Source organism: Desulfobacter sp., from assembly GCA_028768525.1.
Taxonomy (GTDB): domain Bacteria; phylum Desulfobacterota; class Desulfobacteria; order Desulfobacterales; family Desulfobacteraceae; genus Desulfobacter.
Genome location: CP054837.1, coordinates 4,230,243 through 4,254,875, shown reverse-complemented (window position 1 = coordinate 4,254,875; position 24,633 = coordinate 4,230,243). Strand labels below are relative to the sequence as shown.

Annotated in this window: 17 protein-coding genes and 1 pseudogene; 6 read left to right on the top strand and 12 right to left on the bottom strand. The window is 56.1% G+C overall.

What is annotated here, in order from left to right; translation table 11 throughout:
- Positions 1–48 precede the first annotated feature (48 nt).
- Positions 49–639, top strand: a complete 591-nt coding sequence (locus HUN04_18855) for a 3D domain-containing protein (GenBank protein WDP91648.1) — start codon at positions 49–51, stop codon at positions 637–639.
- Between the two features lie 134 nt (positions 640–773).
- On the top strand, positions 774–1,526 hold the full coding sequence (locus tag HUN04_18850; GenBank protein ID WDP91647.1) for a hypothetical protein: 753 nt from the start codon (positions 774–776) through the stop codon (positions 1,524–1,526).
- A gap of 64 nt (positions 1,527–1,590) precedes the next feature.
- Here the strand turns inward: HUN04_18850 and HUN04_18845 are convergent, their stop codons facing one another.
- The 5 genes from HUN04_18845 to gcvPA all read right to left on the bottom strand — a co-directional run bounded on the left by HUN04_18845 (position 1,591) and on the right by gcvPA (position 8,595).
- Positions 1,591–2,739: a response regulator gene (locus HUN04_18845; GenBank protein ID WDP91646.1), complete on the bottom strand. Its 1,149-nt coding sequence runs from the start codon at positions 2,737–2,739 to the stop codon at positions 1,591–1,593.
- Positions 2,740–3,084: 345 nt separating this feature from the next.
- The gene (locus tag HUN04_18840) at positions 3,085–4,128 is read right to left on the bottom strand and encodes a DUF2804 domain-containing protein (GenBank protein WDP91645.1); all 1,044 of its coding nucleotides are present in this window, start codon (positions 4,126–4,128) and stop codon (positions 3,085–3,087) included.
- 352 nt (positions 4,129–4,480) lie between these two features.
- Positions 4,481–5,584, bottom strand: coding sequence for an ATP-NAD kinase family protein (locus HUN04_18835; protein WDP93341.1), 1,104 nt, complete (start codon positions 5,582–5,584; stop codon positions 4,481–4,483).
- Positions 5,581–7,167 (bottom strand): aminomethyl-transferring glycine dehydrogenase subunit GcvPB, encoded by a 1,587-nt coding sequence (gene gcvPB / locus HUN04_18830; protein ID WDP91644.1) that lies wholly within the window; start codon positions 7,165–7,167, stop codon positions 5,581–5,583. The genes HUN04_18835 and gcvPB overlap by 4 nt, the downstream gene beginning before the upstream one ends.
- Positions 7,168–7,194: 27 nt before the next feature.
- A complete protein-coding gene (gene gcvPA / locus HUN04_18825; GenBank protein ID WDP91643.1) occupies positions 7,195–8,595 on the bottom strand; it encodes an aminomethyl-transferring glycine dehydrogenase subunit GcvPA in 1,401 nt (466 codons plus the stop codon).
- A 285-nt stretch (positions 8,596–8,880) separates the two neighbouring features.
- Between gcvPA and HUN04_18820 the strand changes: the two genes are divergently transcribed.
- Complete coding sequence (locus HUN04_18820) at positions 8,881–10,662, top strand: sigma 54-interacting transcriptional regulator (protein WDP91642.1); 1,782 nt, start codon at positions 8,881–8,883, stop codon at positions 10,660–10,662.
- A gap of 106 nt (positions 10,663–10,768) precedes the next feature.
- Positions 10,769–12,982, top strand: coding sequence for a hypothetical protein (locus tag HUN04_18815; GenBank protein WDP91641.1), 2,214 nt, complete (start codon positions 10,769–10,771; stop codon positions 12,980–12,982).
- 8 nt (positions 12,983–12,990) lie between these two features.
- Here HUN04_18815 and HUN04_18810 read toward each other — a convergent pair whose 3' ends face one another.
- The 3 genes from HUN04_18810 to HUN04_18800 are packed head-to-tail and all read right to left on the bottom strand — an operon-like array spanning position 12,991 to position 16,455.
- Positions 12,991–13,359: a response regulator gene (locus HUN04_18810; GenBank protein ID WDP91640.1), complete on the bottom strand. Its 369-nt coding sequence runs from the start codon at positions 13,357–13,359 to the stop codon at positions 12,991–12,993.
- Positions 13,360–13,389: 30 nt separating this feature from the next.
- Positions 13,390–16,203: a histidine kinase gene (locus HUN04_18805; GenBank protein WDP91639.1), complete on the bottom strand. Its 2,814-nt coding sequence runs from the start codon at positions 16,201–16,203 to the stop codon at positions 13,390–13,392.
- A gap of 9 nt (positions 16,204–16,212) precedes the next feature.
- On the bottom strand, positions 16,213–16,455 hold the full coding sequence (locus tag HUN04_18800; protein ID WDP91638.1) for a hypothetical protein: 243 nt from the start codon (positions 16,453–16,455) through the stop codon (positions 16,213–16,215).
- 188 nt (positions 16,456–16,643) lie between these two features.
- On the opposite strand from HUN04_18800, the pseudogene HUN04_18795 reads away from it, so the two are divergent.
- Positions 16,644–18,468 (top strand): annotated as a pseudogene (locus tag HUN04_18795) (GNAT family N-acetyltransferase).
- 111 nt (positions 18,469–18,579) lie between these two features.
- Here the strand turns inward: HUN04_18795 and HUN04_18790 are convergent.
- Both HUN04_18790 and HUN04_18785 read right to left on the bottom strand, forming a co-directional pair.
- Entirely contained in the window at positions 18,580–19,656 is a 1,077-nt protein-coding gene (locus HUN04_18790; GenBank protein WDP91637.1) for a hypothetical protein, read from the bottom strand.
- A gap of 271 nt (positions 19,657–19,927) precedes the next feature.
- Positions 19,928–20,881: a sigma 54-interacting transcriptional regulator gene (locus tag HUN04_18785; protein ID WDP91636.1), complete on the bottom strand. Its 954-nt coding sequence runs from the start codon at positions 20,879–20,881 to the stop codon at positions 19,928–19,930.
- A 673-nt stretch (positions 20,882–21,554) separates the two neighbouring features.
- On the opposite strand from HUN04_18785, the gene HUN04_18780 reads away from it, so the two are divergent.
- On the top strand, positions 21,555–22,094 hold the full coding sequence (locus HUN04_18780; GenBank protein ID WDP91635.1) for a hypothetical protein: 540 nt from the start codon (positions 21,555–21,557) through the stop codon (positions 22,092–22,094).
- 107 nt (positions 22,095–22,201) lie between these two features.
- Here HUN04_18780 and HUN04_18775 read toward each other — a convergent pair whose 3' ends face one another.
- Positions 22,202–23,113 carry a proline dehydrogenase family protein gene (locus tag HUN04_18775; protein ID WDP91634.1) on the bottom strand — a complete coding sequence of 304 codons (912 nt, stop codon included), beginning with the start codon at positions 23,111–23,113 and terminating at the stop codon, positions 22,202–22,204.
- A 66-nt stretch (positions 23,114–23,179) separates the two neighbouring features.
- Positions 23,180–24,631 (bottom strand): trimethylamine methyltransferase family protein, encoded by a 1,452-nt coding sequence (locus tag HUN04_18770; protein WDP91633.1) that lies wholly within the window; start codon positions 24,629–24,631, stop codon positions 23,180–23,182.
- Positions 24,632–24,633 lie beyond the last annotated feature (2 nt).

The following is a 24,633-nucleotide window of genomic DNA, read 5'->3' as shown; positions in this document are numbered from 1 at the left end:
CTCAAAGGGAATTGCCTACACCTGCCCGGTATGTTAGACTGATGGGTCATGATATTCAATAAACGGACAAAAAGGCTGGCGGCAGGTTCCCTGGCGGGTCTGGCGGCTATTTTTTTAATGGGGACCGGGTATATCGGCGATCCCGCAGGAAAGGGGACGCCGCCAGGAACGGCCGTGCCATCAGGGCCGGCAATCTCCTATGCCCCCCCTGTACTCCACCCCGTTGTCCGCCCGACCCTTCGCATATATCCGGTTTTAATCGTTCATGATACAAGCGATTGCCCCCACCGGAACCGGTTTATACAGCCCCTGCTCTCCTATATTGAAACCCGGGCCCTGCGGGAAGTGACCGCCTATAATGCCGGCGACTTTAACCAATGCGACGGAGACCCCTGCATTTCAGCCTCCGGGGAAAACATCTGCCTGGCCCTGGAGAAAGGCGAAAAACGGTGCGCGGCCAATTTTGTCCCCCTGGGCACCAGAATCTGGATCGAGGGATTCGGGGAATGCCTGGTCACGGACCGGATGCACCACCGGTTCAGCAATCGGGTGGACATTGCCATGCCCCTGGAAAAAAAACAGCAGGCCCTGGCCTTCGGCCGCCAGACCCGGGAGGTTAAAATAATTTCCCGGATGTAACCTTCTCCTTGTCCGTTAAAGTTCTTTTTCGTTACTTTCCCCCATCCTTTAGTCCAGACGCAAATTAAAATTGACAAGCATTCCCGAGCCTTCTATAAATCCCCCCTGTTACTGATTCTGAGAAAGGATAAAAAATGCATTATTGGATCTGCGTGGACGATACGGATATGCCCGGAACAAAAGGGACCGGCTGGATGCTTGAACGCATCTGCAACGAAATGGAAGAAGCGGCCATGGGCACCTGTACCCCCATCAGCCGCCACCAGCTCTTCGTCCACGAAGATGTTCCCTTCACCTCACACAACTCGGCCATGTGCTTTGAGATGGATCTGGCCCCCGGCTGCACTGTCCAGGATCTTATCCGCTACCTGGCCGGGGCGGTATCCACCCGGTCCCAAAAGGGCTCGGATCCGGGGATCTGCATCACAGGCCCCCTGGCCGCCCCTGGCCGGAATAGGCTCATTGACTTCGGCAGACAGGCCAAGAAACGGATCTGCACCAAGGACGAGGCCTATGATCTGGCCCGGGAACTGGGGCTCCACCTCTCTGAACACGGGGGCACCGGGGACGGGGTAATCGGCGCCCTGGCCGGGACAGGCCTGCGAATGGCCGGCAACGACGGCAGGTACCGGGGCTGGTACCACCTGGGCAGGCCCGGTGAGGTCCTGGGGGCGGAAACCCTGCGCAGCCATCCCTTCATTGACGGCCTGGTGCTGGCCTCGGGCACCAGCTTGCCGCCCGGGACAAAGGTAGCGGTGGGGTCCTATGAAACCAAAACCGTCCGCCTGGGGTCCCGGCGGGTGGTGGTGGCCGTGGAGAATGAAAATGCAGCGGCCTCCGGCATTGCTTACCGGCTCATCACAAAACAGGAATCAAAGCAGTATTAATTCCTGTATTTCATCTTTTTTGGCGAAATTTTATGCACCAATGGTGGGCACAACGAAAAGAGAATCAGATATTGCGGCGCAGTTCAAGGGCGTCTTTATGCTGCGGATCGATGCGGAGAATCTGGGAAATGTATTCGTCGGCCTGGAGGACTTTATCCTTCCGGCAGTACAGGCCGGCGATCTTCAGTTTTGAGTTCACCGGCTCAACCATGTGCCTGTCCGCCGCCAGATAATAGTCAAGCGCCTTGTCATCCTCCCCCAGCGCTTCAAAAATCAGGCCGGCCTTATACAGCAGTCCGTAACTGGAGGGAAACTCCTCAAGCAGATTTTCCAGAAGCTTTCTGGCAAACCGGAATTCCCCGTTATCCATGCACTGGTCCAGGATATCTTCCTTGACCGAAAGATGTTTTTCCAACTTTTTAATCAGGGTGGCGTACAGGGCCACGGCCAGCTCGTTCTGGCGCATCACCAGAAGCTTTCGCCCCATTTCCACGGCATCGCCATTGAACCGGTTGGTCAGTGCCAGGGCTTCGCAGGCATAGCGGACCGACCGGCTCCATTCCTTTTTCTTCCAATAGAATTCGGATAAAAGCTTCCGGGTCACGGCATCCTGAAGGTTGGAGGCGGCCGCTTCCAGAAAACATTTTTCCATGGCCCCGACCTCCCCGGCCTTGCCGTACAGAATCCCCAGGTTCCGTTTCAGCCTGGAGGCCTTGGGTTTGGCACTCACCGCCCGTTTCTGGCAGGAAATGGCGATTTCCAGCTTGCCGGCTTCATCCATATCCCGGGCCTTGCGGGAAAAAAGGGAGGCCTCATCCGGGTGGTTGGCCTTTTCCACGGCCTGGCGGATCTTGGATTCCAGCATGGCCGGGGTCAGGGGCTTAATCAGGTATCCGTCCACCTCAATCTCAGCCACCTCATAGACAATATCCCGCTCGCATTCCGCCGTAATCATGAGTACGGGCATATCCCTCAGAAGCTTGTCGCTGCGGACGGCATCCAGCATGGCAGCGCCATTCATCACCGGCATTCTCCAATCCACAATGGCCAGGTCCACCGGTCTTTCCCGCAGGGCATTCAGCCCGGCCTTCCCGTTTTCGGCAAAATGAATATTCCTTCCGATGCCAAGATGCCTCAGGGTCTTTTTGATAATGGACCGCATGCTTTTCATATCGTCCACGATCAGGATGGACATATTATGGATATCAATCATTACAGGATCCCATCGGGCAGCCGGCCACCTCTATTTGTTTCCAAACCATAGCCGAAATTAATACCACGACCGGACATGGTTAATCAATACGAAACAAATTCGTTGTCAGCACGCATTCAGATGAATTGAAGAACCGAGAGCCCCCTTGAAACACTGGAAACCAAAGATCTAAGCCCGGTTTAGATTTATATTTTTTCTGCTTAACCCGGCCGCGGCACAGGTAAACGATTCCAATAAAGCACCCCAGATCTTCCTGACCGGAAATGCAGCGACCGGCCTGCCGCCGTTGCCGTCTTAGCCACCCAATTTAAACCGGATTCGGCCCACAGTCCCTTTTACCGGATCTTACCACCAATTCAGGACATCTTCGGCAAAGCCCAGCATATTTTCGATTTTAAGTTCAGTGCCGTCATCCAATATCAGATTGCCGCTGAAGGTGCCGAAGACCTGGTGTTGAACCGATTTAATCAAGCCCAGGTTCACCGACGAATGCCGGTCAATCAACGGTTCCATTCTCATTTTAAATCGGTTGTCAACGCTGCCAAAACGCCAGGGGCTCATATAATTACCAGTATCAAAACAAAAAGTGATGCCATCGAGTTTATGCGCCCTGCCTTTGTAAAATATCATATTTTCCGTAGCGGTTGAGCGGTCACTGAAACCGTATCCAAGATTCCAGCCGATTGGGTGTCCGTCCAGCAAACCGGAAGCAGAGCCCCAAAACCAACGATTTTTATAGGTCCAGTGCCCCCGTCCCCAATCCAGTACCCCGAAACTATTCTCGGGCTGAAAGGGATGGGATTGGCCGCCGATGATGACCTCTCCCTTGGCAGGCATGCAATTGGTTTTCTGATTATAGTAAAAAGCGTTTCGGTTTTCCTCCCAGGAAGTCGCAATAACCATGCTATCCATTTTCGGGTCCTGGGCCAGTTCAATCCGCCCTTCAAGCCCTTTTTTATTGTCGGCTGAGACAAAACCGGGGACTTCAAACCTCAGGTGGCGGACCTTGTAATCAACGTCGAAAACCAGGCTGAACTGGTTATTCCTGAAAACCGTCATGCCGGATTGCGATGAATATGGAAGGTTTGTTTTGCCACGGGGCAGAAGCATTAGGGACTCTTCTTGAACAAAGGTCCGTTTTCGGAAATCAAGCCAGCAGACGGCTACCAGCCCGATATAACTTAAATCAGCCACGGTTAAGGTGATTCCATATCCCAACTCATGGGAAAGAATGCAATAGTAATCCCATTCCTTGATGCGATGCCAGGGCGCTTTAATCTTGTTGCGGTCATACTGCCAGAACGGGCGGGTGGCATACCCTTCCCTCGTCAATGTCCCGTCCGGAGTCAGGAGCGGGCACGGCTCGGTAATTTCGACTTGCTGTTTCAAGATGGTCTCCTGTTATAAGGAAAAACATGCATTGATGTTTTGAAATCCTGAAAACACAGTATCATATTGATACGCAATTCCACAAAGAGTTCAGACGAACATCCATTCCCGGGGTCGGCACTGAGGGCCGGTCAGGCCGGAAAACGGCATAAAGAAAATCTGTTCGCAGGGAGGCCTATGGAGCGGAGCATAAAAATCTGTGCTGTCTGACGGCCGGAGGCCGGCGGTTGCAAGACTTTTCAAAGAGTGGAATTCGCCTCTTTTGAATATAACAGCAGCCGCTTCCGGGCTGTCCGGCCCGGTGCTTGGGCATAATAGAATCAACACCAATCTGCCGCTGAATTCCGGCGTATCAGCCGATGGGATAGACCATCTCCTGGCGGTAGCCGGTGATGACCCGGGTATAGCCGGCCAGCATCCGGTCGGTATCCGGGTCTCCTGTGTCCACCAGAAAGGGGCGGCCCCTGAGGCTCCCGATTTTCTGGAGGGTGGCACCGACTCTGATATTTTCCTTTCCGGCCCTGCGGATGATCTCAGGGCTGATCTGGTGGTTGCCCCGGCCGAAAAGATATCCCTGGCCGCCGATGGGGGTGATGAAAATCCGGATATCCGGGGCGTTGCAGGTGATCTCAAGCAGGTCTTTTTCAGTGGAGTCGTTCAGGACAAGCTGTTTATTTTTCACCACATCTATTCCCAGCAGGCTGTTGGGCAGTTTCAGATTCTCCATCACCGGCCGGGTGGTGGTGCCCGGCCCGATGAGATAGACCGCCTCCGCTTCCATGGCGTCGATATAATCCAGGGCGATAAGGTTCTGGGCAGCGGCCTCCCCCACCGGGGTGCCGGACTTGCGGCTCTGGACCCGGTCGGCCTCGGGTACGGAAAGATAGCCGTAAAGCCGGGTCTGGACCCGGCCTTGGCGATAGATCTCTTCATCGATATCCAGTACTTCCCGGGGGCTGAAGGTCCGGATATTTCCTTTGGCCACCTCCAGGGCCAGGCGGCCGGCGGCCTCGGGGGTCTGTGCAAATACCGGGGAATGGATCTTTACCCCGGCAGGGATGCCCAGTACCGGCACGCCCTCCCCGACGGCCGTGCAGATGTCCCGGGCCGTACCGTCTCCGCCGGCAAAGAGGATGAGATCAGCATCCATGGATGCCATCATCCTTGCCGCCTTAATGGTATCGGCTCCGGAGGTGACTGCTTTCCCGGCCATGTCCAGCACCTGGACCGTCAGGCCGCAGGATCCGGCCATCCTCCCCCCCATGTCGCCGGGGGGGGACAGGAGGGTGAGGCCCGGTGCCTGGGCCAGAGCGGCCAGGGCGCGGACGGCCTTGGCCGCCGCCTGGGGCCGGGCACCCAGTTCCCTGGCCTTTTCTGCCAGGCCGTCGGTGCCCTTGAGCCCCACCCTGCCCCCCATGCCGGCAATGGGGTTAATGATCAGGCCGATACGGATCATGCCCTTCCTTTGGCCTTTTTCAAGTACATCCGCCAGGTGATGGCCCATTGATCCGGATCATCCGAAGGTGAATCATCCACCTGGTGGCAGACACTCTGGTGGGGTGCTGTCTTGATGATCTCGGGAGTGTCATAGGCTTCCTGGAAAACATGCTTTAGGGTGGCGATGTACTCGTCCAGATCTTTTTTGGACGGCGTCTCCGTGGGCTCCAGGGTCATGGGTTCGGAAATATGGTAGGGATGATGGCTGGTCCAGTAATGCATACCGAAGTCCATCATCCTGCGCTGGATATCCCCGGAGGTGATGCCGGTATCCTTTGTCAGTTTTTCAATGGTGTAACGCACCTGCTCCACCCGCTGCTTGCCGTCAATATAGGGCGCATCCACACAGGGAACCTCCATGAGTTTTTTAAACAGGTAATTATTGTTGAGAACGGCGACCTTGGCGGTTTCCCAGAGGCCTTCCGCCCCCAGGCTCATGATCCAGGCATAGGCCTTGACCACCACCGGGGCCACCCCGTACCAGGAGCGGACCTTGCCCACGGACCGGGGATCGTCCAGAAATCTGTTGTCAAATTCATACCCTTTGGTGCCGTCGGCATGGTCCACTTCATTGATAAAGGGGCCGGGCAGGAAGGGCTCAAGTTTTTTCACGGCCCCTGTGGCGCCGCAGGCAGGCCCGCCGCAGCCGTGGGGGGTGGAAAAGGTCTTATGGAGGTTGAAAAAACAGAGGTCGAACCCGGCTTCCCTGGCCCGGGTTACACCCAGCAAACCATTGGCATTGGCCTGGTCGTAGCCGCAGAGCCCGCCGTTTTCATGGATCAGGTCGGTGAACGCCTTTACCCGGGGGTTATAAACCCCGGTGTCCTCGGGATTGGCCACAAAGAATCCTGCAGTCCGGGGCCCCACAGCCGCCTTGAAGGCTTCGAAATCCGGATACCCGTCCTTGTCCGGACCGATGTGGATAATCTTGTACCCCTTCACCGCCGGGGCGGCGGCATCTGAAGGATGGGAATAGATGGTGGTGATGATCTCGTCCCGCTGGTCGGCCTCGCCACGGTCGGCAAAGTAGTTGTAGACCACCGAAGCCATGGTCAGGATGCCCTGGCTGCCGCCCCCGGGCTGGAAGGTGAACCGGTCCAGGCCTGAAATCTCCCGCAGAATTGTGTCGGTTTTATGGAAAATCTCCATCATCCCCTGGACGGTCTCTTCGGGCTGGAGGGGGTGGAGTTCGGTGACCTGGGGCAGCCGGGCCAGCTGTTCGTTGATCTTGGGGCTGTATTTTACCGTACAGGTGCCCTGGCCGATCTCAATGTTCACATCTGCGCCCAGGGTCTGCTGGGAAAGCCGCATATAGTGGCGGAGCACCCTGGGCTGGGCGATTTCCGGCAGGGCTGCCGGGGTCTTACGCCGCATGGATTCGGGAATTTCAGGTACCCCCACGGCAGCCTGGATCTCGGGCTCGGCCGCCGGTACATTGATCCCCCGTTCCCCCGGGGTACTCAGTTCAAAAATTATGGGCTCGTCCCATTTGGCCTGGTGAAAATTTTTCCTGACTTTTTCGCTTCTGTCTATACGCTGCATATCTATCTTCCTTTCGTATTCGCCGGGTTAGGCAAGGATGCCTTCAAGGGTACGGGCCAGACGCTCAATGTCCGCCTGGGCATGGATTTCAGTGACGCAGTAAAGGGCTGCCTGCCCCAGGACAGGGAACTGGGCAGAAAGGTCCTTGCCGCCGAAAATCCCTTTTTCCAGCAGGGCCTGGTTGATCCCGGCCACGGTCTTGCCGGTGCCGGTGAAATCCACAACAAACTCCTTGAACCCCGGGGAGGCCAGGGCGGGGGCCTTTACGCCGGGGAGTTCATCGAGCAGTTTCTGGGCATACTGCACCTTCTGCATGATGGTGGTGCCCACCTCTTCCATGCCCTTGGGGCCCATGCTGGCCAGATAGACGCCCGCGGTGATACCCCAGAGCGCCGACTGGGTGCCCACATATTCCTTGCCGTGTTCCCGGTGGTGGCCGAAGGAGGTCCGGTCGTAGGCCACATCGTCAAATCCGTACTCCCCGGGCGTGCAGGTGGGCACGATGCCGAAGAGCCTGGAGGGAAACTCCATGACGTACCGTTCTTCATCCCGGGTGGCCATGAACCCGGCCTGGCCGCCGCCGTAGTTCATGTGAACCCCCAGGGGCTGGAGGTCGCCGCAGATGATGTCGGCCCCGTAGGCCGTGGGCGGCGCCAGGACGCCGAGGGAAATGGGGTCCACGGCCACAACCACTTCCGCCCCGTTTTCATGGGCGATATCGGAAATGGCCTGGCCCTGGGTCTGAAGAAAACCAAGGAAGGAAGGGTTTTCAAAATAAACGGCGGCAGCTTTATCGGAAATCTTGTTCTTCAGGTCTTCCAGATCCAGCTGGCCGGTTCCGTCATCATGGCCCAGGGTGATGATGGTGATGTCCGGGCTGCAGTAATTCTTCACGGCCATGAGCCGGTCCGGATCCATGATATCCGGCACCAGCACCTCTTTGCGGCCGGTCATGCGGGCGGCCATGCGGATGGCCGTGGCCGCCGCCTGACAGCCGTCCATGGTGGGCACATTGACCACCTCCATGTCCACCAGTTCCGCCACCAGGCTCTGGTATTCGAACAGGGCCTGGAAACGGCCGAAGTCGTTGTACATTTCCCCGCCGTAGGCCGTCAGGAACTCACCGCGGGAATTGATCTCGTCGCAGAGGGCCGGCACATAATGCTGGGCACAGCCCGCTCCCAGGAAACTGAGCATCTCATCGCAATGCCTGTTCTTTGACAGGATGCCGGTGACATGGCGTTTGAGTTCAAACTCGGACCCCATTGCAGGGGGCAGGTTCAGGTTCCGGGTCAGCTTCAGGGCTTCGGGGACCTCTTCATGCAGGTCTTCCAGGGACGAAAGCCCAAGTTCCTTGAGCATTTCCTCCTGGGTTGCCAATGTGGAATTGGGAATATAGGGATGATTTTTCAGGCCGTTGACTGCCATGGATATCTCCTTGCGCTTTGGTTTACAAATATAAATTCCGTCTCGCCGCATGATAATAGCAGGTTCCGTACCAATACAAGGCCGGACCGGAAATCCCGGTCTAAACGATATATTTTAAAGGAGGTTATCCCCCTGCGTTGCCGCCTGGGGCAGGAGCGCCGCCCGGCGCCAAAGAGTTTTTTTGCCAATTTTGTCAAACCTTTCAGCAGATGTGACAAAACCATTGTCAAAATTGCGCAAAGCCCGTAGGATGTCTGGCCAGCAACCCACACCAAAGGAGAGGCCATGGTCAACATCCACGCCCACAAAGAAGACCTGAAAAAAATTCCCGCCATGATACAGTCCATGCTGAATGTGGATGTGGCCATATTTGACCGGGACAGCCGTCTGCTGGCGGCGACCGAAGAATATTTCAGGCAGAAGGGGCAGCGGGTCCACGCCCCCTCCATCCAGGAGGTGCTGGCAAACGGCAATGTGGTGGTGAACAAACCCGGCCACATGGCAGCCTGCAGCGGCTGCCGGTTCATCGGCAACTGCCCGGCTAAAATCGAAATTCTCAAGCGGTTCGGAACCGATGCCGGCCCCCTGGGTGTCATGGCCCTGACCTCATTCACCCGGAACGGCCATGACAAAATCACCCGGGAGACCCAAACCTATGTGGACGCACTCAAACTTTTTTCCGACTGGATCGCCGATTTGGTATCAGACCGGGATAATGCCCGTGCCTATTCCGAATCCGAAGAGATGCTCACCTCCCTCATGGATATGTCCGGCGATGCCATGCTCACCATGGATACCCGGGGCATGGTCACCCGTGGCAATACCGCCGCCCTCAAACTATTTGCCTTCTGCGATTTGTGCACCCGGTCCGCCTTCCACATCCTGCCCGAGCCCCTGGTGAACAAAATTCTTGAAGGCAGCCCGGTGAAAACCGCAAGGGTGACCATCAACGGCAGTGAAAAATTCCTGTCTGCCCGCCCCGTCCATTCCCGGGAGGCCTTTACCGGGGCCGTGCTCACCCTCTCCGGCCCTGCCGGCAGCCTGGGCGAACCGGAAAAAGAGGGCCCCCGGACAGAGTCCCCGGCCCGCCCCCGGATAAAAGACATCCTGGGCAGCACCCCGGAGATGGCCCGTCTCAAAAAGACCGCCTCCCGGCTCAGCGGATCATCCTCCACCATATTAATCACCGGGGAAACCGGCACGGGCAAAGGGCTGCTCGCCCAGGCCCTCCACCATTCCGGCCCCAGGAAAAACCATCCCTTTGTGCCGGTGAACTGCACCAGCATCCCGGACACCTTATTTGAAAGCGAATTGTTCGGGTATGAGGAAGGGGCGTTTACCGGGGCACGCAAGGGGGGAAAGCCCGGCCGGTTCGAGCTGGCCCACCGGGGCACCCTCTTCCTGGACGAAATCGGGGAAATGCCCCTGCATCTCCAGGCCAAGCTGCTCAACGTACTCCAGGACCAGGCCTTCCAGCGGGTGGGCGGGGTGGCCTTCATCCCGGTGGATGTCCGGGTGATCGCCGCCACCAACCAGGACCTGGAAAAGATGGTAAAAGAAAAAAAATTCCGGGCGGACCTTTATTACCGGCTCAATGTCATCCCCATGGACCTCCCCCCCCTGGCGGGACGGAAAGATGATATACCGCAGCTCTGCACCGCCTTCATCAATACGGCCAATGCCAGGGCGGGACGCATGGTAAAAACCGTCAGTCCCAAAGCGCTGGCCCTGTTCCAAGCCCACACCTGGCCCGGCAATGTCCGGGAACTGCAGAACATTATCGAATACAGCGTCAACATGGCCCGGACCGACACCATCACCCCTGAAGATTTTCCCGAAAAATTCTTAACCCGTATTAACACCAAGGGAAGCACCGGACCGGGTCCGGAAGAAGACACGGACGACATCCGAAGCCGGGCAGCCACGGCCCAGGCCAGGGTCATCCAGGAGTGCCTTGACCGGTACGGCCATGATGTCACCGGAAAAAAGAAAGCCGCTGAAAAACTCGGCATCAGCCTGAGAACCCTTTACAGGAAGCTGGAAGCCATGAATACCGCCCCCCGCTGACCCCCAGGGGCGGGCGCCGGCCTTCCCGGCCAGCAGTGCTTGACATCCAGTGCCAGAAAGATAGAATAGCAGCAGGGGTTTTTTCTAATTTTTCAGGAAAGCACCCATGACGACAGACCACCACATTCCTGACGAAAAACAGATTCTGGCATCTTTTATCTCCATCTTGCCGGAAGCCATCCTCATGTGCGACCCCAAAGGCATCTGCCTTGTCCACGATCTGCAGTCCCAGGCCTTTCTTGCGCCCGGACAGGCAGAGACGGATGAGCCGGTGGCAATGGTGGGACGGCCGGTGGCCTCCTTTATTGACAAGGGCCTGGTCGAACATGCCCTGAACGACATTAAAGAACGGCTTGGCAGGGGAATGTCCCGGCCCATCTCGGGGTTCATCCTGCAAAAAAAAGATCGGGTCCTGCAGACCCGGGTCGTACCGATCCTCACCGGCACCGGCATGTTCGGCGGATTTGTCATCATCCTGACGGATATTACCCAGCAGGCCCAGGCGGAAAAACGGGTGGAACGCCTGCTGACCACCCTGTCGAAAAATGCCAGGTCCCCCATGGCCAGCATCCGGGCCGCAGTCGAGGCCATGAAAGGATATCCGGCCATGGACGAAGAGAGGCGGCAGCAGTTCATCGACATTATTTATTCCGAGTCCTTGATTCTCAGCGATATTCTGGAACAGGTATCACAGGAATACGGCCGCTTGCTTCATGGGAAAAAGGCCCTGAAACCACTGCAGATAAACGATTTGATGCGGACCCTATCCCGGCGATCCCATGAACGGCTCGGCATCGTCTGCCAGGTAACCCCCGCCAGGGCACCGGCCGGGATTAAAGCAGAGGCCTATACCTTTATCGCCAGCCTCCTGTTTTTGCTGGATCAATTGAGAACCGAAACCGGGGTTGATCAGTTTTCCATATCTTCCCGCCTTAAAAACGAGATCCTGTACCTGGACCTGGCCTGGCAGGGAGCGGGGATTTCCCCGGACCGGCTCCACCGCTGGGAATCCCGGAATATCACTGACAAGGGGGCCGCCGGGATTTGCCTGAAAGAGGTCCTTGACCGGCACCAGTGTGCGGTCTGGGCATATCCGGCCGGGGAAAACGATCCCCCCTTTATAAGAATTTTCATCCCCCTGGACGATGCCCGGGGGGCAGCGACACTTGAACCGCCAACCATGCTTCCGGAAAGCCGCCCTCAGATCAGGGACCTGGAATTATTCCACCACTCGGACCAGGCCATGGCACTGGATAACCGGCTGATGACCGAATTGGCCTATACCGCCCTGATACGGGAAATCAACCAGGCCCGGGGGGTGGAAGAAATCATGGGAAAACACAGTCAGCTGCCGAGGATGATCCACAATATGCTTTCAAGCGGGACAACGGTGAGAACCATTACCTGGCTGATCACCGCGTTTTCCGACGCCATCCTCGGCAAACTGCTCACCTTTGCCCTAGAGGCGCTGGGCCCGGCCCCGGCCCCCTTTGCCTTTATCACACTGGGAAGCGAAGGACGGAAAGAACAGACATTAAAGACGGACCAGGATAATGCCATTATCCACAGCGGCAGTGAAAAGGATACCGCCTATTTCCTGGCCCTTGGAGAAAAGGTCTGCACCTGGCTGGACAGGGCAGGATATGATTTCTGCCGGGGCGGTATCATGGCCAAAAATCCCAAATGGTGCCAGCCCCTGTCTGTATGGAAATCCTATTTTTCCGACTGGATCCGTGCCCCGTCCCCGGAAGACCTGCTCCACACCAGCATCTTTTTTGACCTCCGGTTTGCCTTTGGCGACAGGGTCCTGGTGGACAGCCTGGCCGCCCATCTCCTTGAACAGCTGTCCGGGTGGACCGGCTTTTTCAGGAACCTTGCGGAAAACGCCGTCTATTTCAAGCCGCCCCTGGGCCTGCTCGGCCGGTTCCATGTGGAAAAAAACGGTCCCCATAAAAAATGCATCGATCTCAAAATGGCAGGAACACCCATTGTGGATTTCGCACGGATCTATTCGCTGAAATACGGAATTCCAGAGACCTCCACCCTGGACCGGCTCTTTCGCATGTATGAAAACCGGGTGCTGTCCCGGCAGGCCTATAATGAACTGGACCAGGCCTACAGCCTGCTGATCCAGCTTCGGTTCAGGGCACAGATCCAGCATATCCTGGTGGAAAACACAACGGCCCACAACTATGTCAATCCCCGCCACCTGACGCCCATGGAACGGCAGATGCTCAAACAGGTACTCAAAAGGGTTAAATCGGCCCAGGACAGGCTCAGGGTTGACTTAATCGGGGCCACAGACCAGCAGATGGGATAACCACCGGCCTAATCTCCCAGCAGTTCTTTGACCCTGCGGACCACATGCTCTGTGGCAAAGGGTTTGGTGATGTAATCGTCCGCAGACAGCCCCAGGCCTTTTTCGACATCAATGGACCGGGCCATGGCAGATAAAAAGATGATCTTCATGTGGTGGAATCGGGTCTGTGCCCTGATTTTCTGGCAGACTTCAAACCCGTCCTGGCCGGGAAGCATGATATCCAGGAGGATGAGATCCGGATGCCAGCTGGCGATGATTTCCAGGGCAGTTTCACCGGTCTGGGCGGTCCTGACCGCATAGTCGTTCTGGGTCATCAGAAATTCAAGGGGGACGATAATATTGGGTTCATCGTCGACAATCAGGATTTTTTTCTTCATGCGCCCCCCCCTGTATTGAATCGGTTTCACCTATTTTATCAAAGGCAGGGTAAAAAAGAAAGCCGCCCCCCTTCCCTCTTCACTCTCAACCCAGATCTGGCCGCCGTGGGCCAGGACAATATGCCGGGTAATGGTCAGGCCGATGCCTGAACCGCTTGGCCGGCCGTCACCGTCTGAAATCACCTGCCGGAACTCCTGGAAAATGATGTCCTGGTCCCGGGGACTGATACCGATGCCGTTGTCCTGAACCCCTACCTTGATCTGCCTTTTTCCAATTTTTGTTATCTCGCCGGCCATACAGATGCGGATTTCGCCCTTGTCACGGGGGCAGAATTTAACGGCATTGGAGGTGAGGTTGACCATGACCTGTATGAGACGGTCCCTGTCCCCTGAAATCATGGCCGGCTCAGGCGGCAGTTCCTGGATGAGACGGATATTTTTCTCCTTGATCAACTGACCGGTGGACATCAGGGCATCCTGTATCACCGCCCTGAAATCCAGGGGCCTCATCTGCCACTCAATACGGCCGGATTCGATTTTCTGGAAATCCAGCACGTTATTGATGAGCCGGGACAACCGTTCGCTCTCCTTGATGATGATGTCCACAAACCGGTAATGCCTCTCCCTGTCCAGATCCGGGTTGTCACGGATAATTTCGGCCAGGGCACGTACCGAGGTAAGCGGGGTGCGCAATTCATGGGATACGGTGGAGATGAATTCGTTTTTGAGCCGGTCCAGTTCCTTGAGGCGGTCATTGGCTGCGGCAAGATCTCTGGTGGCCGTTTCCAGTTCCCGGCTGTAGGTGATGATCTGCTGGGTTTCATCCAGGATATGCATGATCTCATCCATGCTCAGCGGCTCCTCCTCCACAACGGACCGCACCATGCCCAGGGCCGAGGCAGATCCGATGGCGCCGGCCAATAGCTTTTCCACGTAGCTGACCAGGCCTGCGTCCGCCACCCTGTCCCTTGCCAGGTTCAGGTGGTGGTCCCGGGCATATCGGAGCAGTGCCTCATGGGTGCGTTCTTCTCCGAGAAACCGTTCCAGCAGCCGGCGCAAATCGATCACCGATGCCGTGGCACGCCAAAAGGAAGATTTTTCGGAACGGACCGCATGCTTGAAAACGTCCACGAACAGGGTGGCCTGTTTTCGTTCGGTTTCGCTCTGCCCCGAGAACAGGGATATGCCCACGAAGAGGCCGATATTTAAGGCCATGCTCCAAAATACCGCATGGGTGTACTGGTTAAACCCCAAAGATGCGGTCTCAAGCCCCAGAAGATGGTGGGGCCTGAGCAATGCGATGTCAAAGGCCCCCCGGGACAGCAGGCCGCCGGATAGAAAACCGGCCTGGGCCAGGGAGGGCAGCACCAGGGTATACCCCCAGATTAGAAAACCGGCCAGCAGCCCGCAGAGGGCGCCGGAACGGGTGGCTCCTTTCCAGAAAATCCCGCCCAGCAAGGCCGGCGCAAACTGGGCCACCGCGGCAAAGGAAATCATTCCAATGGAAACCAGGGAGTAGTATTCCACCACATAATGAAAATAAAGGTATCCCAGAAGAACGATGCCCAGAATGCTGATCCGGCGGATGATGAGCAGAAGGCGGCTCAGGTCTCGTTTCTGGTCCAGCTTTAAAAAGGAGAGCCGCAGCAGGATGGGCATTACCAGGTCGTTGCAGACCATGGTGGACAGGGCGATGGTTTCCACAATCACCATGCCCGTTGCGGCGGACATGCCTCCGATAAAGGCGAACAAAGCCAGCCCCGGTTGTTTTTCAGCCATGAGCAGGGCCAGGGCAAAATAGTCTGCATCCACCTCTCCCCCGGCAAATGACAGGATACCGGAGAAGGCCCCGGAAAGGCTCTGGCTGCAGAAGGCATCCTCCTGGCATTGGGACAGAAAGAAATGCATGCTCCCAAAAGCAATGGGAAGTACAAAAAGATTAATGAGGAGCAGATAAAGGGGAAACAGCCATACCGCTTTTTTCAAATGGGTCTCGTCAACGTTTTCCACCACAATCACCTGGAACTGCCGTGGCAGCAGGAACACGGCCATCATGGCAAGGTACAGGGAACTGGTCCATCCGGTAAAGGTTGCCGCATCCACCTTCATGACAAACAGGGGGGCGATGAGCCGGTGCCGGCCCGTCTGGGAAAACAGATCCGAAAATCCATTATAAAGGCCGTAGGTGATGAACAGCCCGACTGACAGAATGGCCAACAGTTTGACAACGGATTCAAAGGCAATGGCAGCCACCAGGCCTTCATGCCGTTCCGTGGCTTCCAGGTGGCGGGTGCCGAAGACTACGGCAAACAGGGCCAGAAGAAGGGCCACGAAAAAAGAGGTGTCCCTGAACGCCGGCAGACGGGTGTGTCCCTGGAACATGAAGACATCGGGGGAATGGCTGATCAGTTGAAAGGAGGTGGAAATGGCCTTGATCTGGACCGACATATAGGGAACGATTCCCAGCACGGCAATAATGGTAACAGCGCCGGCAATGATCGCGCTTTTACCGTACCGGGAACCGATAAAATCAGCAATGGAGGTAATGCGGTTGACCTTGGAAATCCGGATAATCTTCCGGAGCACCGGCCACCCCAGCACCATGGTGAGGGTGGGCCCCAGATAAATGGCAAGAAAACCGGTGATTCCGGCCCGGCCGGCTGCGCCCACGCTGCCGTAAAAAGTCCATGCCGTGCAGTAGACGGCTAGGGAGAGGGCATAGATATACGGGTTGCTGATGATGCTCTTCCCGGCTTCGGCCCGCTTGTCTCCCCAAAAGGCGATGGCAAACAGCAGGCCCATATACCCGAAGGAAACAGGCAGAATGATCCTTTGTTCCAACATGGGGCCGTCCTATCCGTCTAAAATTCCGGCCGTATCATCCTTCCGGCCTGAACGGCGGCGGTGCCGCCGGGTGCAGAGCATGGTCAGAAAAATCAATCCGGTCCAGGCCGTAAACAGGTATAAGAAAAGCAGGGGCACCCCGAAGACAGACGAGGGCCGGTTAAATATGGTGAGAACCGGAAAGGAAAACAGGAAACAGCCGACCAGGAAAAGTCCCACATACCGCCCGGTGACGTGCTTGTTGTCAAGCATGGTATCTTTCCTCCATTAAATTTAACGGCAGGGCTTATTTTTGAATACAATGCCCCCGGTTCCGGCGCAAGTTTTTTCGCCGGTGGAGGATAAAATTATATCATTGTATTCAGATGATGGGGGGATTATACTGATATCAGTTATTACCATGTCTTTTCAAGCAGTTAAACTTAAATTCAGGAATAACCATGGACTGGGAAGAAAAAATCGTCACCCCCAGGAAAGTGATTCGGAAAATCCAACCCGGGATGCGGGTTTTCCTGGGGACCGGCGTATCCGAACCCCGGACCCTGGTTCACCACCTAATGGATTCCACCCTCCGGAACCTGGCCGATCTGCAGCTGATCCAGCTGGTCAGTTTCAGCCGGGATATTTCCTTCCAGGCCCTTGACGCCCAGAAATACCGGCTGAAAACCTTTTACCCGGGAGAAGTGGTGGACAGGGCCATCACTGCCGGACTGGTCGACCTGATCCCCCACCGCTTTGTCCGCCTGCCCCGCCTTTTTGAGTCCGGGCGGATCGGGGTTGATGCCGCTTTTGTACAGGTCACACCGCCGGACGCCGCCGGATATTGCAGCCTGGGCGTATCCCTGGATGTGGCCCGGATCGCCATGGAAAAGGCGGCGTTTGCCGTTGGTGAAATCAATGAAAAAATCCCCTGGACATCCGGGGATACCTTTGTCCACGTATCGGATTTCGACTATCTGGTCCGGTCCCACCATGACCCGGTTTATTTTAATCCCTGGACAATTTCTCCCCCTTTTGATCAGGTTGCCACACGCATTGCCGCCCTGATACCGGACAAAAGCTGCATCGCATTTTCCATCGGCCCGCTGTTTGAAGCCCTTTCCAGACAATTGAAAGGGAAAAAAGACCTAGGTATTCATTCTCCGATCTTTACCGATGCACTGATGGAACTGGTGGAATCCGGGGCCGTGACCAACCGGTTCAAAGCCTTTTTCAAGGGGAAATCCATTGCCTCCTATGCCTTTGGCACCCCCACTGGACCGGAATCCGGTGGTGGAATTCCAGGCTGTGGAACGGGTTTTTGATCCGGCAAATATTGGGAGCAACCCCGGGGTCGTTTCTGTGATTCCAGCCCGGAAGGTAGACCTGTCAGGCAACGTCGCTTTAAACAAGGGGCAGGGGAATGTGGCATCAGGCCCCATGGAACTGATTGATTTTTTTATCGGTGCGGAAGTTTCCCGGGGGGGGCGGACCATTATCGGCCTTCCCAGCCGGAACCTGAAGAATGAGCCCAATATCCAGGTCACCATGGCCAACCACAGCCCGCAGTTGGGGTTCGGGGAATCCATTGACATGGTGGTCACAGAATTCGGGACTGCCATTCTCAAAGGCCTTTCGGTGAGGGAAAGGGCCCAGGCCCTGATTGAAATCGCCCACCCCGATGACCGGCAGGTGCTGGTTGAAAAGGCCAAAAAGAAAAAAATCCTCTACCCGGATCAGATCTTTTTATCGGAGAGCATCCGTCTCTACCCGGACCATATCGACGAAACCCGGGTTTTTAAACAGGATACAACGGTAAGGTTCCGGGCCATCCGGCCTTCAGACGAGGAACAGATGTGCCGGCTTTTCTACCGGTTTTCCAACGAGGCCATCTATTACCGGTATTTTGCTCCCATCAGGACCATGCCCCATTCAAAAATGCAGGAGTATGTAAATATAGACTGGACCCGGATCATGTCCGTGGTCGGCCTTGTGGGTGAACCGGGGCACGGCCGGATCATTGCCGAAGGCCGGTATCTGAAGGGGGCATTCGGGCCGGACGCCGAGGTCGCCTTTATTGTGGATGAAGAATTCAACAACCGGGGAATCGCCACCCACCTCCTGGAGATGCTGATAAAACTGGGAAGGGAAAGGGGGATTGAAACCTTTACTGCAGATGTCCTCTTTTCAAATATCGGCATGATGCGGGTTTTCCGGAAGGCAGTGCCCCAACTCAAAGCCTTTCTCCAGGAAGGTGTCTACCAGGTGGAGCTGCCTCTCCTGTGACCGGGCACCTTGGCGCCTTCATCAAAACAGCCAAAGGAAAATTTAAAAAAACGGCCGGCAATGCCTAGGCACCGCCGGCCGCATTAGCAACGCCGTTCAAAAGGCGATGGATTAGAGAATGGGATGATCCCAAAGGGGGAGTGTTTTGCCGATGCCGCCGGCTTTGGCATTGGTATAGACCCGGTGGGCTTCGGAGAGGTCGTGGATGCCCATGCCGATGGGATTGAAAAAGATAATGTCATCCCTGGTCTTGCGGACCTGCCGGTCTCCCACAACGGTCTCGCCAAGGTCTGATACCTTTTCCCTGGGGATGACGCCGTCCCGGACGGCCCTGTAGCTGACATCCACCCCGTGGCTGGCTACGGCATCAAAATCATCCACCACAACATGGTCCACATGGGTCAGGGCTTCGGGCGGGGTATCCCAGAAGGAAATTTCGCAGTGCACCGCCCCCTTTTTATACCATGATCCGTCCACATAGGCCTCTTTGGCCATGGTGGCAGTGGAAATGACGTCGCTGTCCACAAAGGCCGCCTTGGCGGAATCCACCGCCTTAAAGGCCATGTCGGGAATCTCCTTTGCCATTCGCTCACAGAATTTTTCAGAGGTTTCCCAGTTCAGGTCAAAGACCCGGCACTCCCTGAGTCCGGGCAGGCCGGCTTTAAAGGCCTTGGTCTGGGTGATCCCCTGGACCGAAGCACCGACCAGGCCCATGATTTTCGCATCGGGGTTGGCCAGGTATTTCACGGCAACGCCGCTGGCAGCCCCCGTCCGCATGGCAGAGACCAGGGAGCCATCCATGATGCAGTCGGGCATGAGGGTGTCAGGATCAACGATGATAATCACGGCATTTGCCCGGGGCAGGCCGTATTTGGACGGGTTGTGGGGCTTGCTGGGAATCCATTTGATCCCCGACGTATTGACCGGACCAAGCAAATCCCGGGCTTCAAGCTCCTGGGCGTAGCCGGCACCTCCCAGGAATCCGGGCATGGACATGATCCGGCCGGTGGTTTCCTCGGTTTCAGGCCCTCCCCATCTCAATACCGGTTTGTGGGGAAGGATATAATCCTTTTTTCCGTGAAGGAAAAACGACCGTTCCGTGGCCTTCATGGTGCCGTTCATATCATAGCCGCCGGCGGCGACACAGTCTTCCTGCTGCAAATATAGGAATTCTACACGTTTGCCCATTGTCTTTTCTTTACCTCCAAAACGTTAATTCAGCTTACCGGCATTCCGGTAAAATCTGGAGAGATAAAGAGCAATCCCTGTGCCACCCAGAAAACATTTAAATTTCCCCTGTATTTTTACAGACTTAGACGCAGACCGCATTAAAAATGCCGGTCCGTTCCATGTCAAAATGACACAATCCCAACCCCATCCGGCCCGCGACCGCCCATAAGCCGCCGAAGCAAAAGGATTATCTCAAAATGGCACATGAAATATCAATTTGAGATAACGCTCATCCCAGGCCGTATTTACGTATTTTCCGATAGATGGTGGACCGGGAAATCCCCAGGAAGGCGGCCGCCCTTTCCTTGCCCTCGTTATGGCGGCCGAAACGGGACAACGCCTCCCGGATGGCTTCACGCTCAAGGGCTTCCAGGGTGCTGCCGCTCTTGGGCCGGTGCCGCAGGCGCCTGGGCAGGGTGTCGAACCGGATCTCATCCCCGGTTTCCATATTCATGGCGTATTCAATGGTATTCTGGAGTTCCCGGACATTACCCGGCCATTGGTAATTCATGAAAAACTCACTTACCCGGTCACTCATCCCGTGGATGTGGCACCCGAGGATGGCGTTATACTGGCGGATAAAATGGCGGGCGAGAATGATGACATCGGCCCCCCGCTCCCTTAAGGGGGGAATTTCAAGGGTGATCACGTTGATCCGGTGGAACAGGTCCTCCCGGAAGGTGCCCCGGGCCACCATGTCCTCAAGGTTTTTATTGGTGGCCACAATGAACCGGCCGTCTATGGGCACCGGCCGGGTCCCGCCGATGCGGTCCACCTGACGGGTTTCCAGGACCCGCAGCAGCTTCTGCTGCATGTACAGGGGCATGTTTTCCACCTCATCCAGCAAAACAGTGCCGCCGTTGCCGTGGTATAGCCGTCCCTGCTTTCCGTATTTATCCGCCCCGGTAAAAGCACCCTTTTCATAACCGAAAAGCTCTGCCTCTATAAGGTTTTCCGGAATGGCCCCGCAGTTGATGGCGATAAAGGGCTTGTCCTTCCGGTGGCTTTCGGCGTGAAGCGCCCTTGAGAACACCTCCTTACCCGTCCCGGTCTCTCCCATGAGAAGAATGGTGGAACGGCTGTCCGCCAGGCGTTTGATTTTGTCTATTAATGCGGTGAACACCGGGCTCTGACCCAGGATATCGGGAAGGGCAACGGTGTTGACCCCCCCCTGAAATCTCATGCCGCAGGGCCCTGGTGGTCATGAAATCCTTTATCTTGCTCTCCATAAGGGAGGCAATCTGCCGGATAAACGCCAGGTGTTCCAGCTTTCTATCGTTTAAAATGGCAGCCTGTTCGTCATCAAAGGCCAGGATGCCCATGGCCCCGATGGTTTTGTCCTTGTGCCGGATGGCCGCATATACCGCTTTTTTATAGGCGCACCGCCCGAAATGGGCGCATTCCCGGCAATTGTCTTCTTTGCCGGGATTATCAATGATGATCTGATCCTGCCCGGCAAAAATATGGCGGTTGACCACGCCTTTTTCCTGGATTTTCCGGCCGATGCCGGCCCGGGCCACACCGGTGCCGGCCACCCTGGTGAGCCGGTCGTCAAAAATATCCATGTCCAGTTTAATGGCCGCTTTCACAACATCGGCAAACTGCTGCATGGAGGAGCGGATCTGGTTGAGTATGGACATATGGGTCCTCCCTTGGTTTCTCATGGGCGCAATATAGCATATTCCAGAACGGGGTTCACCTGGGAAGGGGATCGGTTTCTTAAACGCTGGGGGAGGCCACCTGTATCAGATATCTGTTTTTATAAAAACTTATGGATTTTTTTCCATAATTATAATATTTATCTCCGGTTTAATAAAAAATTTCATAATAACGCCATGATTACGGAGGGAATTGCCGTGTTAAAAAAATTCATTGTCATGTTGGGGCTTTTATTCATCACCCTGCCCGCCTATGGGAGCCCGGTGGAATTCAACGGGCACTGGTACAACCTCGTCCAGCAGCCCTCCTCCCTGACCTGGGGCGCTGCAAGTGCCGCGGCCCAGTCAAAGGGAGGCTATCTTGCATCCATCACCACGGATGAAGAAAACAGCTTCATTGCCGGCCTTTTCAACGGAGTAAACAATATCGACGCATACTGGCTGGGCGGATATCAAATCAATGAAAACACATGGGCATGGGACAGCAAAGAAGAATGGAGCGACAGCTTTGCATCCCCATACTGGAAGCAGGGGGAACCCAACAACGGTATGGGAGGCACCCAGGATTATCTTCACTTCTGGCCGACGGCAGGGGTCTGGGACGACATGGAAAACAGGAATACAATGACAGGCTATGTCATTGAATATGAATCCAATCCGGTCCCCCTCCCGACGGCGGTGCTGCTTCTGGGCAGCGGTTTACTCGGCCTTGCCGGTTTTTCCAGAAGAAGCGCCTAACCCAAACCATCGGCCAAGAAATAATAAAAGCTTGAAACCCCAGCGCAGCATCGCGCATGGGGTTTCAAGCTTTTTTAATGGGCGGCATTAACGCCGGCAGATAATCCTTAACGGCCGCCGGTGCCCCGGACCATCTGCCCCAGGGCGGCCCGGGCGATGTTGGGGTTCTCCAGCAGGCGGCGGCGGGAATAGCCCAGCCACTCTCTGCCGTAGGGGATGTAAACCCTAAGCCTATGGCCTTCGGAGACAATGAGGTCCCGGAGTTCCGGATCAATGCCCAGCAGCATCTGGAATTCGTACTGGTCCGGTTTCAGCCCGTATTTGCGGATCAGGCGCTGGGCCTCGTAGTAGAGGACCTCGTCATGGGTGGCGATGCCCACATAGGCGCCCAGCTCGAACATCCTCTCCAGAAGCTGTACATAATTCCGGGTGACCAGTTCCGGGTCCTTCCAGGCCTGCTGGCGGTTGACGATGAAAATCCCTTTCACCAGCCTCAGGTTCAGCGGTTCGTCCTTTAAGAGCTCAAGGTGGTCCATGGCGTTCCTCATGTAAGACTGCAGGGCCGTTCCCACATGATCCGGGTACTCTTTTCTCAGAATCTGGTACATCTCAATGGTGGGTTCGTTGCAGTCCACATCCTCCATGTCGATGCGGACAAATCCGTCCAGATCAGCCGCCTTGGAGATTACATCCCGCAGGTTCTGAAGGCAGAAATCGTAATCCAGCTTCATCCCCATCTGGCTGGGCTTGATGGACAGGTTGGACTTCAGGCCCAGACGGCTGATGGTTTCAAGAATTTTGATGCATTCATCTTTAAAGGGAAGGGCCTGGTCTTTTTTGGTAATGTATTCCCCCAGGATATCCAGGGTGGATTCAATGCCCTTGGCCTCAAGCTCCCGGCAGACCTCAACGGCGTCTGTGATGTCCTTGCCGGCAACATAGTCCTTGGCAAAAAAACGGACAATGGGGGACGGGACATGCATAATGGTTTTGGAAACCGTATAGTTGAATATAGACATGGGTACTCCTGAAAATTAAATGGTTAAAACGATGTTGCCGGCAACCGGCATGGCCGTAAACATCTACTAGGCTTTCATCCATCCGGCCTGCCGCCGTTCAAGCTCGGCGGCAATCTCCCCGGCGAGGGGGTTCACCGGCGGCGTCTCCATAAGCGCCAGGGTCTTTGCCCGCAGCCTGTCGTCAAAACTCTCGTCAGGCTGCTCCCCGGGTGCCAGTCCCTTGGTCCGCTGGAAGAGTTCCGGGTAGATGACGGTTTTAAAATTCTGCATGGTGTGGGGATCCATGAGAAAGGTGCCGCCGGGGCCGATTTTATCGATGAGGTCCAGTGCCAGGGTATCGGCAGAGACATCAATGCCCCGGGTAAACTGCTTAACCAGGTTCAGAATCTCCTGCCCCGCCACCAGATGGGCGGGGGACAGAATCGCCCCGTGATCCAGCCAGCAATGGGTGTCATGGACCAGACCGCCGCCTACGGTGGCCATAACCAGGTCCTGGAGGCTGCCTTCAACCCCGGCCTGGACATCCACCCGTTTTGAGTCCGTGCAGCCGGCCGTGCTGAAAAAGGGCAAACCGTAGTGCTGGGAGAGCTGGGCCATGCCTCCCACCATCATGGCCATCTCAATGGCCCCATAGGAAAATACCGTGGTCTTCATATCCATGACGGTGATAAATGATCCAAAGACAAAGGGGGCGCCGGGGTTGATGGTCTGCTGGAGCACCAGGCCGCTGAGGGACTCTGCGGCCCCCATGACAATCCCCGAGGCCAGGGTGGCCGGAAAGCTGCCCCCCAGCTGCATGCCGGAATAATGGACAATGGGAATCCCCTTTTCTGCGGCATAGATGTTTTTTTCCACCAGGTGGTCATCGTGGCTCAAGGGGGAAATGGTGCAATTCAGGGTACCCAGCAGGGGGGCCTTTTTAAAATTTTCCTCCCCGCCCTGGCAGAGCAGGGCCATTTCGTAGATCTCTTTGAGGCTTTCCCCGTCATTGCAGGACACCACCACCGGCTTGGCGCAATGCTCCAGGGCGATGCGGGCCACGCACCGGTCGGCAATGGCCTCGGGCAGGTCCCGGGCGATCCCCAGGGTCATGATCCAGTCGTAATTCCCCAGTGCCTCGCAGAGTTGTGTCATGGCGATGACCTTGTCGCTGGTGCATTCGCTGACCTCATTGTCGGCCGGATCCAGGTAGTTGACGCAATCGACGGTGGCCCCGAAGTAGGTGTTGGCCCCTTCCAGTACCAGCTCTTTTGAGCCGTACCGGTCGCCCATGACCACCTTTTTTGGGGCGGTCTCAATGGCCTTTAACACCAGTTCCCTGGGAATACGGACCCGGTCCCCTTCCACCGAACATCCGGCATTGGCCAAGATTTCCTGTCCCCGGGGATGTTTGATACTGACCCCTGTTTTTTCAAGGACCTCAAGGACCGCCCCGTGGATCGCATCCATCTGTTCCGGGTTCAAAATTTTGGTGGTCGGCGAAAAACTTAAGGTTTCTTCGGATAATCTATCTCTCATTG

What these genes read in the sequence shown, in the direction of transcription:
- HUN04_18855 (WDP91648.1), top strand. Translation starts at nt 49, where the DNA reads ATGATATTCAATAAACGGACAAAAAGGCTGGCGGCAGGTTCCCTGGCG.
- HUN04_18850 (WDP91647.1), top strand. Translation starts at nt 774, where the DNA reads ATGCATTATTGGATCTGCGTGGACGATACGGATATGCCCGGAACAAAA.
- HUN04_18845 (WDP91646.1), bottom strand. Translation starts at nt 2,739, where the DNA reads ATGATTGATATCCATAATATGTCCATCCTGATCGTGGACGATATGAAA.
- HUN04_18835 (WDP93341.1), bottom strand. Translation starts at nt 5,584, where the DNA reads ATGATCCGTATCGGCCTGATCATTAACCCCATTGCCGGCATGGGGGGC.
- gcvPB (WDP91644.1), bottom strand. Translation starts at nt 7,167, where the DNA reads ATGCAGCGTATAGACAGAAGCGAAAAAGTCAGGAAAAATTTTCACCAG.
- gcvPA (WDP91643.1), bottom strand. Translation starts at nt 8,595, where the DNA reads ATGGCAGTCAACGGCCTGAAAAATCATCCCTATATTCCCAATTCCACA.
- HUN04_18820 (WDP91642.1), top strand. Translation starts at nt 8,881, where the DNA reads ATGGTCAACATCCACGCCCACAAAGAAGACCTGAAAAAAATTCCCGCC.
- HUN04_18815 (WDP91641.1), top strand. Translation starts at nt 10,769, where the DNA reads ATGACGACAGACCACCACATTCCTGACGAAAAACAGATTCTGGCATCT.
- HUN04_18810 (WDP91640.1), bottom strand. Translation starts at nt 13,359, where the DNA reads ATGAAGAAAAAAATCCTGATTGTCGACGATGAACCCAATATTATCGTC.
- HUN04_18805 (WDP91639.1), bottom strand. Translation starts at nt 16,203, where the DNA reads ATGTTGGAACAAAGGATCATTCTGCCTGTTTCCTTCGGGTATATGGGC.
- HUN04_18800 (WDP91638.1), bottom strand. Translation starts at nt 16,455, where the DNA reads ATGCTTGACAACAAGCACGTCACCGGGCGGTATGTGGGACTTTTCCTG.
- HUN04_18790 (WDP91637.1), bottom strand. Translation starts at nt 19,656, where the DNA reads ATGGGCAAACGTGTAGAATTCCTATATTTGCAGCAGGAAGACTGTGTC.
- HUN04_18785 (WDP91636.1), bottom strand. Translation starts at nt 20,881, where the DNA reads ATGAGATTTCAGGGGGGGGTCAACACCGTTGCCCTTCCCGATATCCTG.
- HUN04_18775 (WDP91634.1), bottom strand. Translation starts at nt 23,113, where the DNA reads ATGTCTATATTCAACTATACGGTTTCCAAAACCATTATGCATGTCCCG.
- HUN04_18770 (WDP91633.1), bottom strand. Translation starts at nt 24,631, where the DNA reads ATGAGAGATAGATTATCCGAAGAAACCTTAAGTTTTTCGCCGACCACC.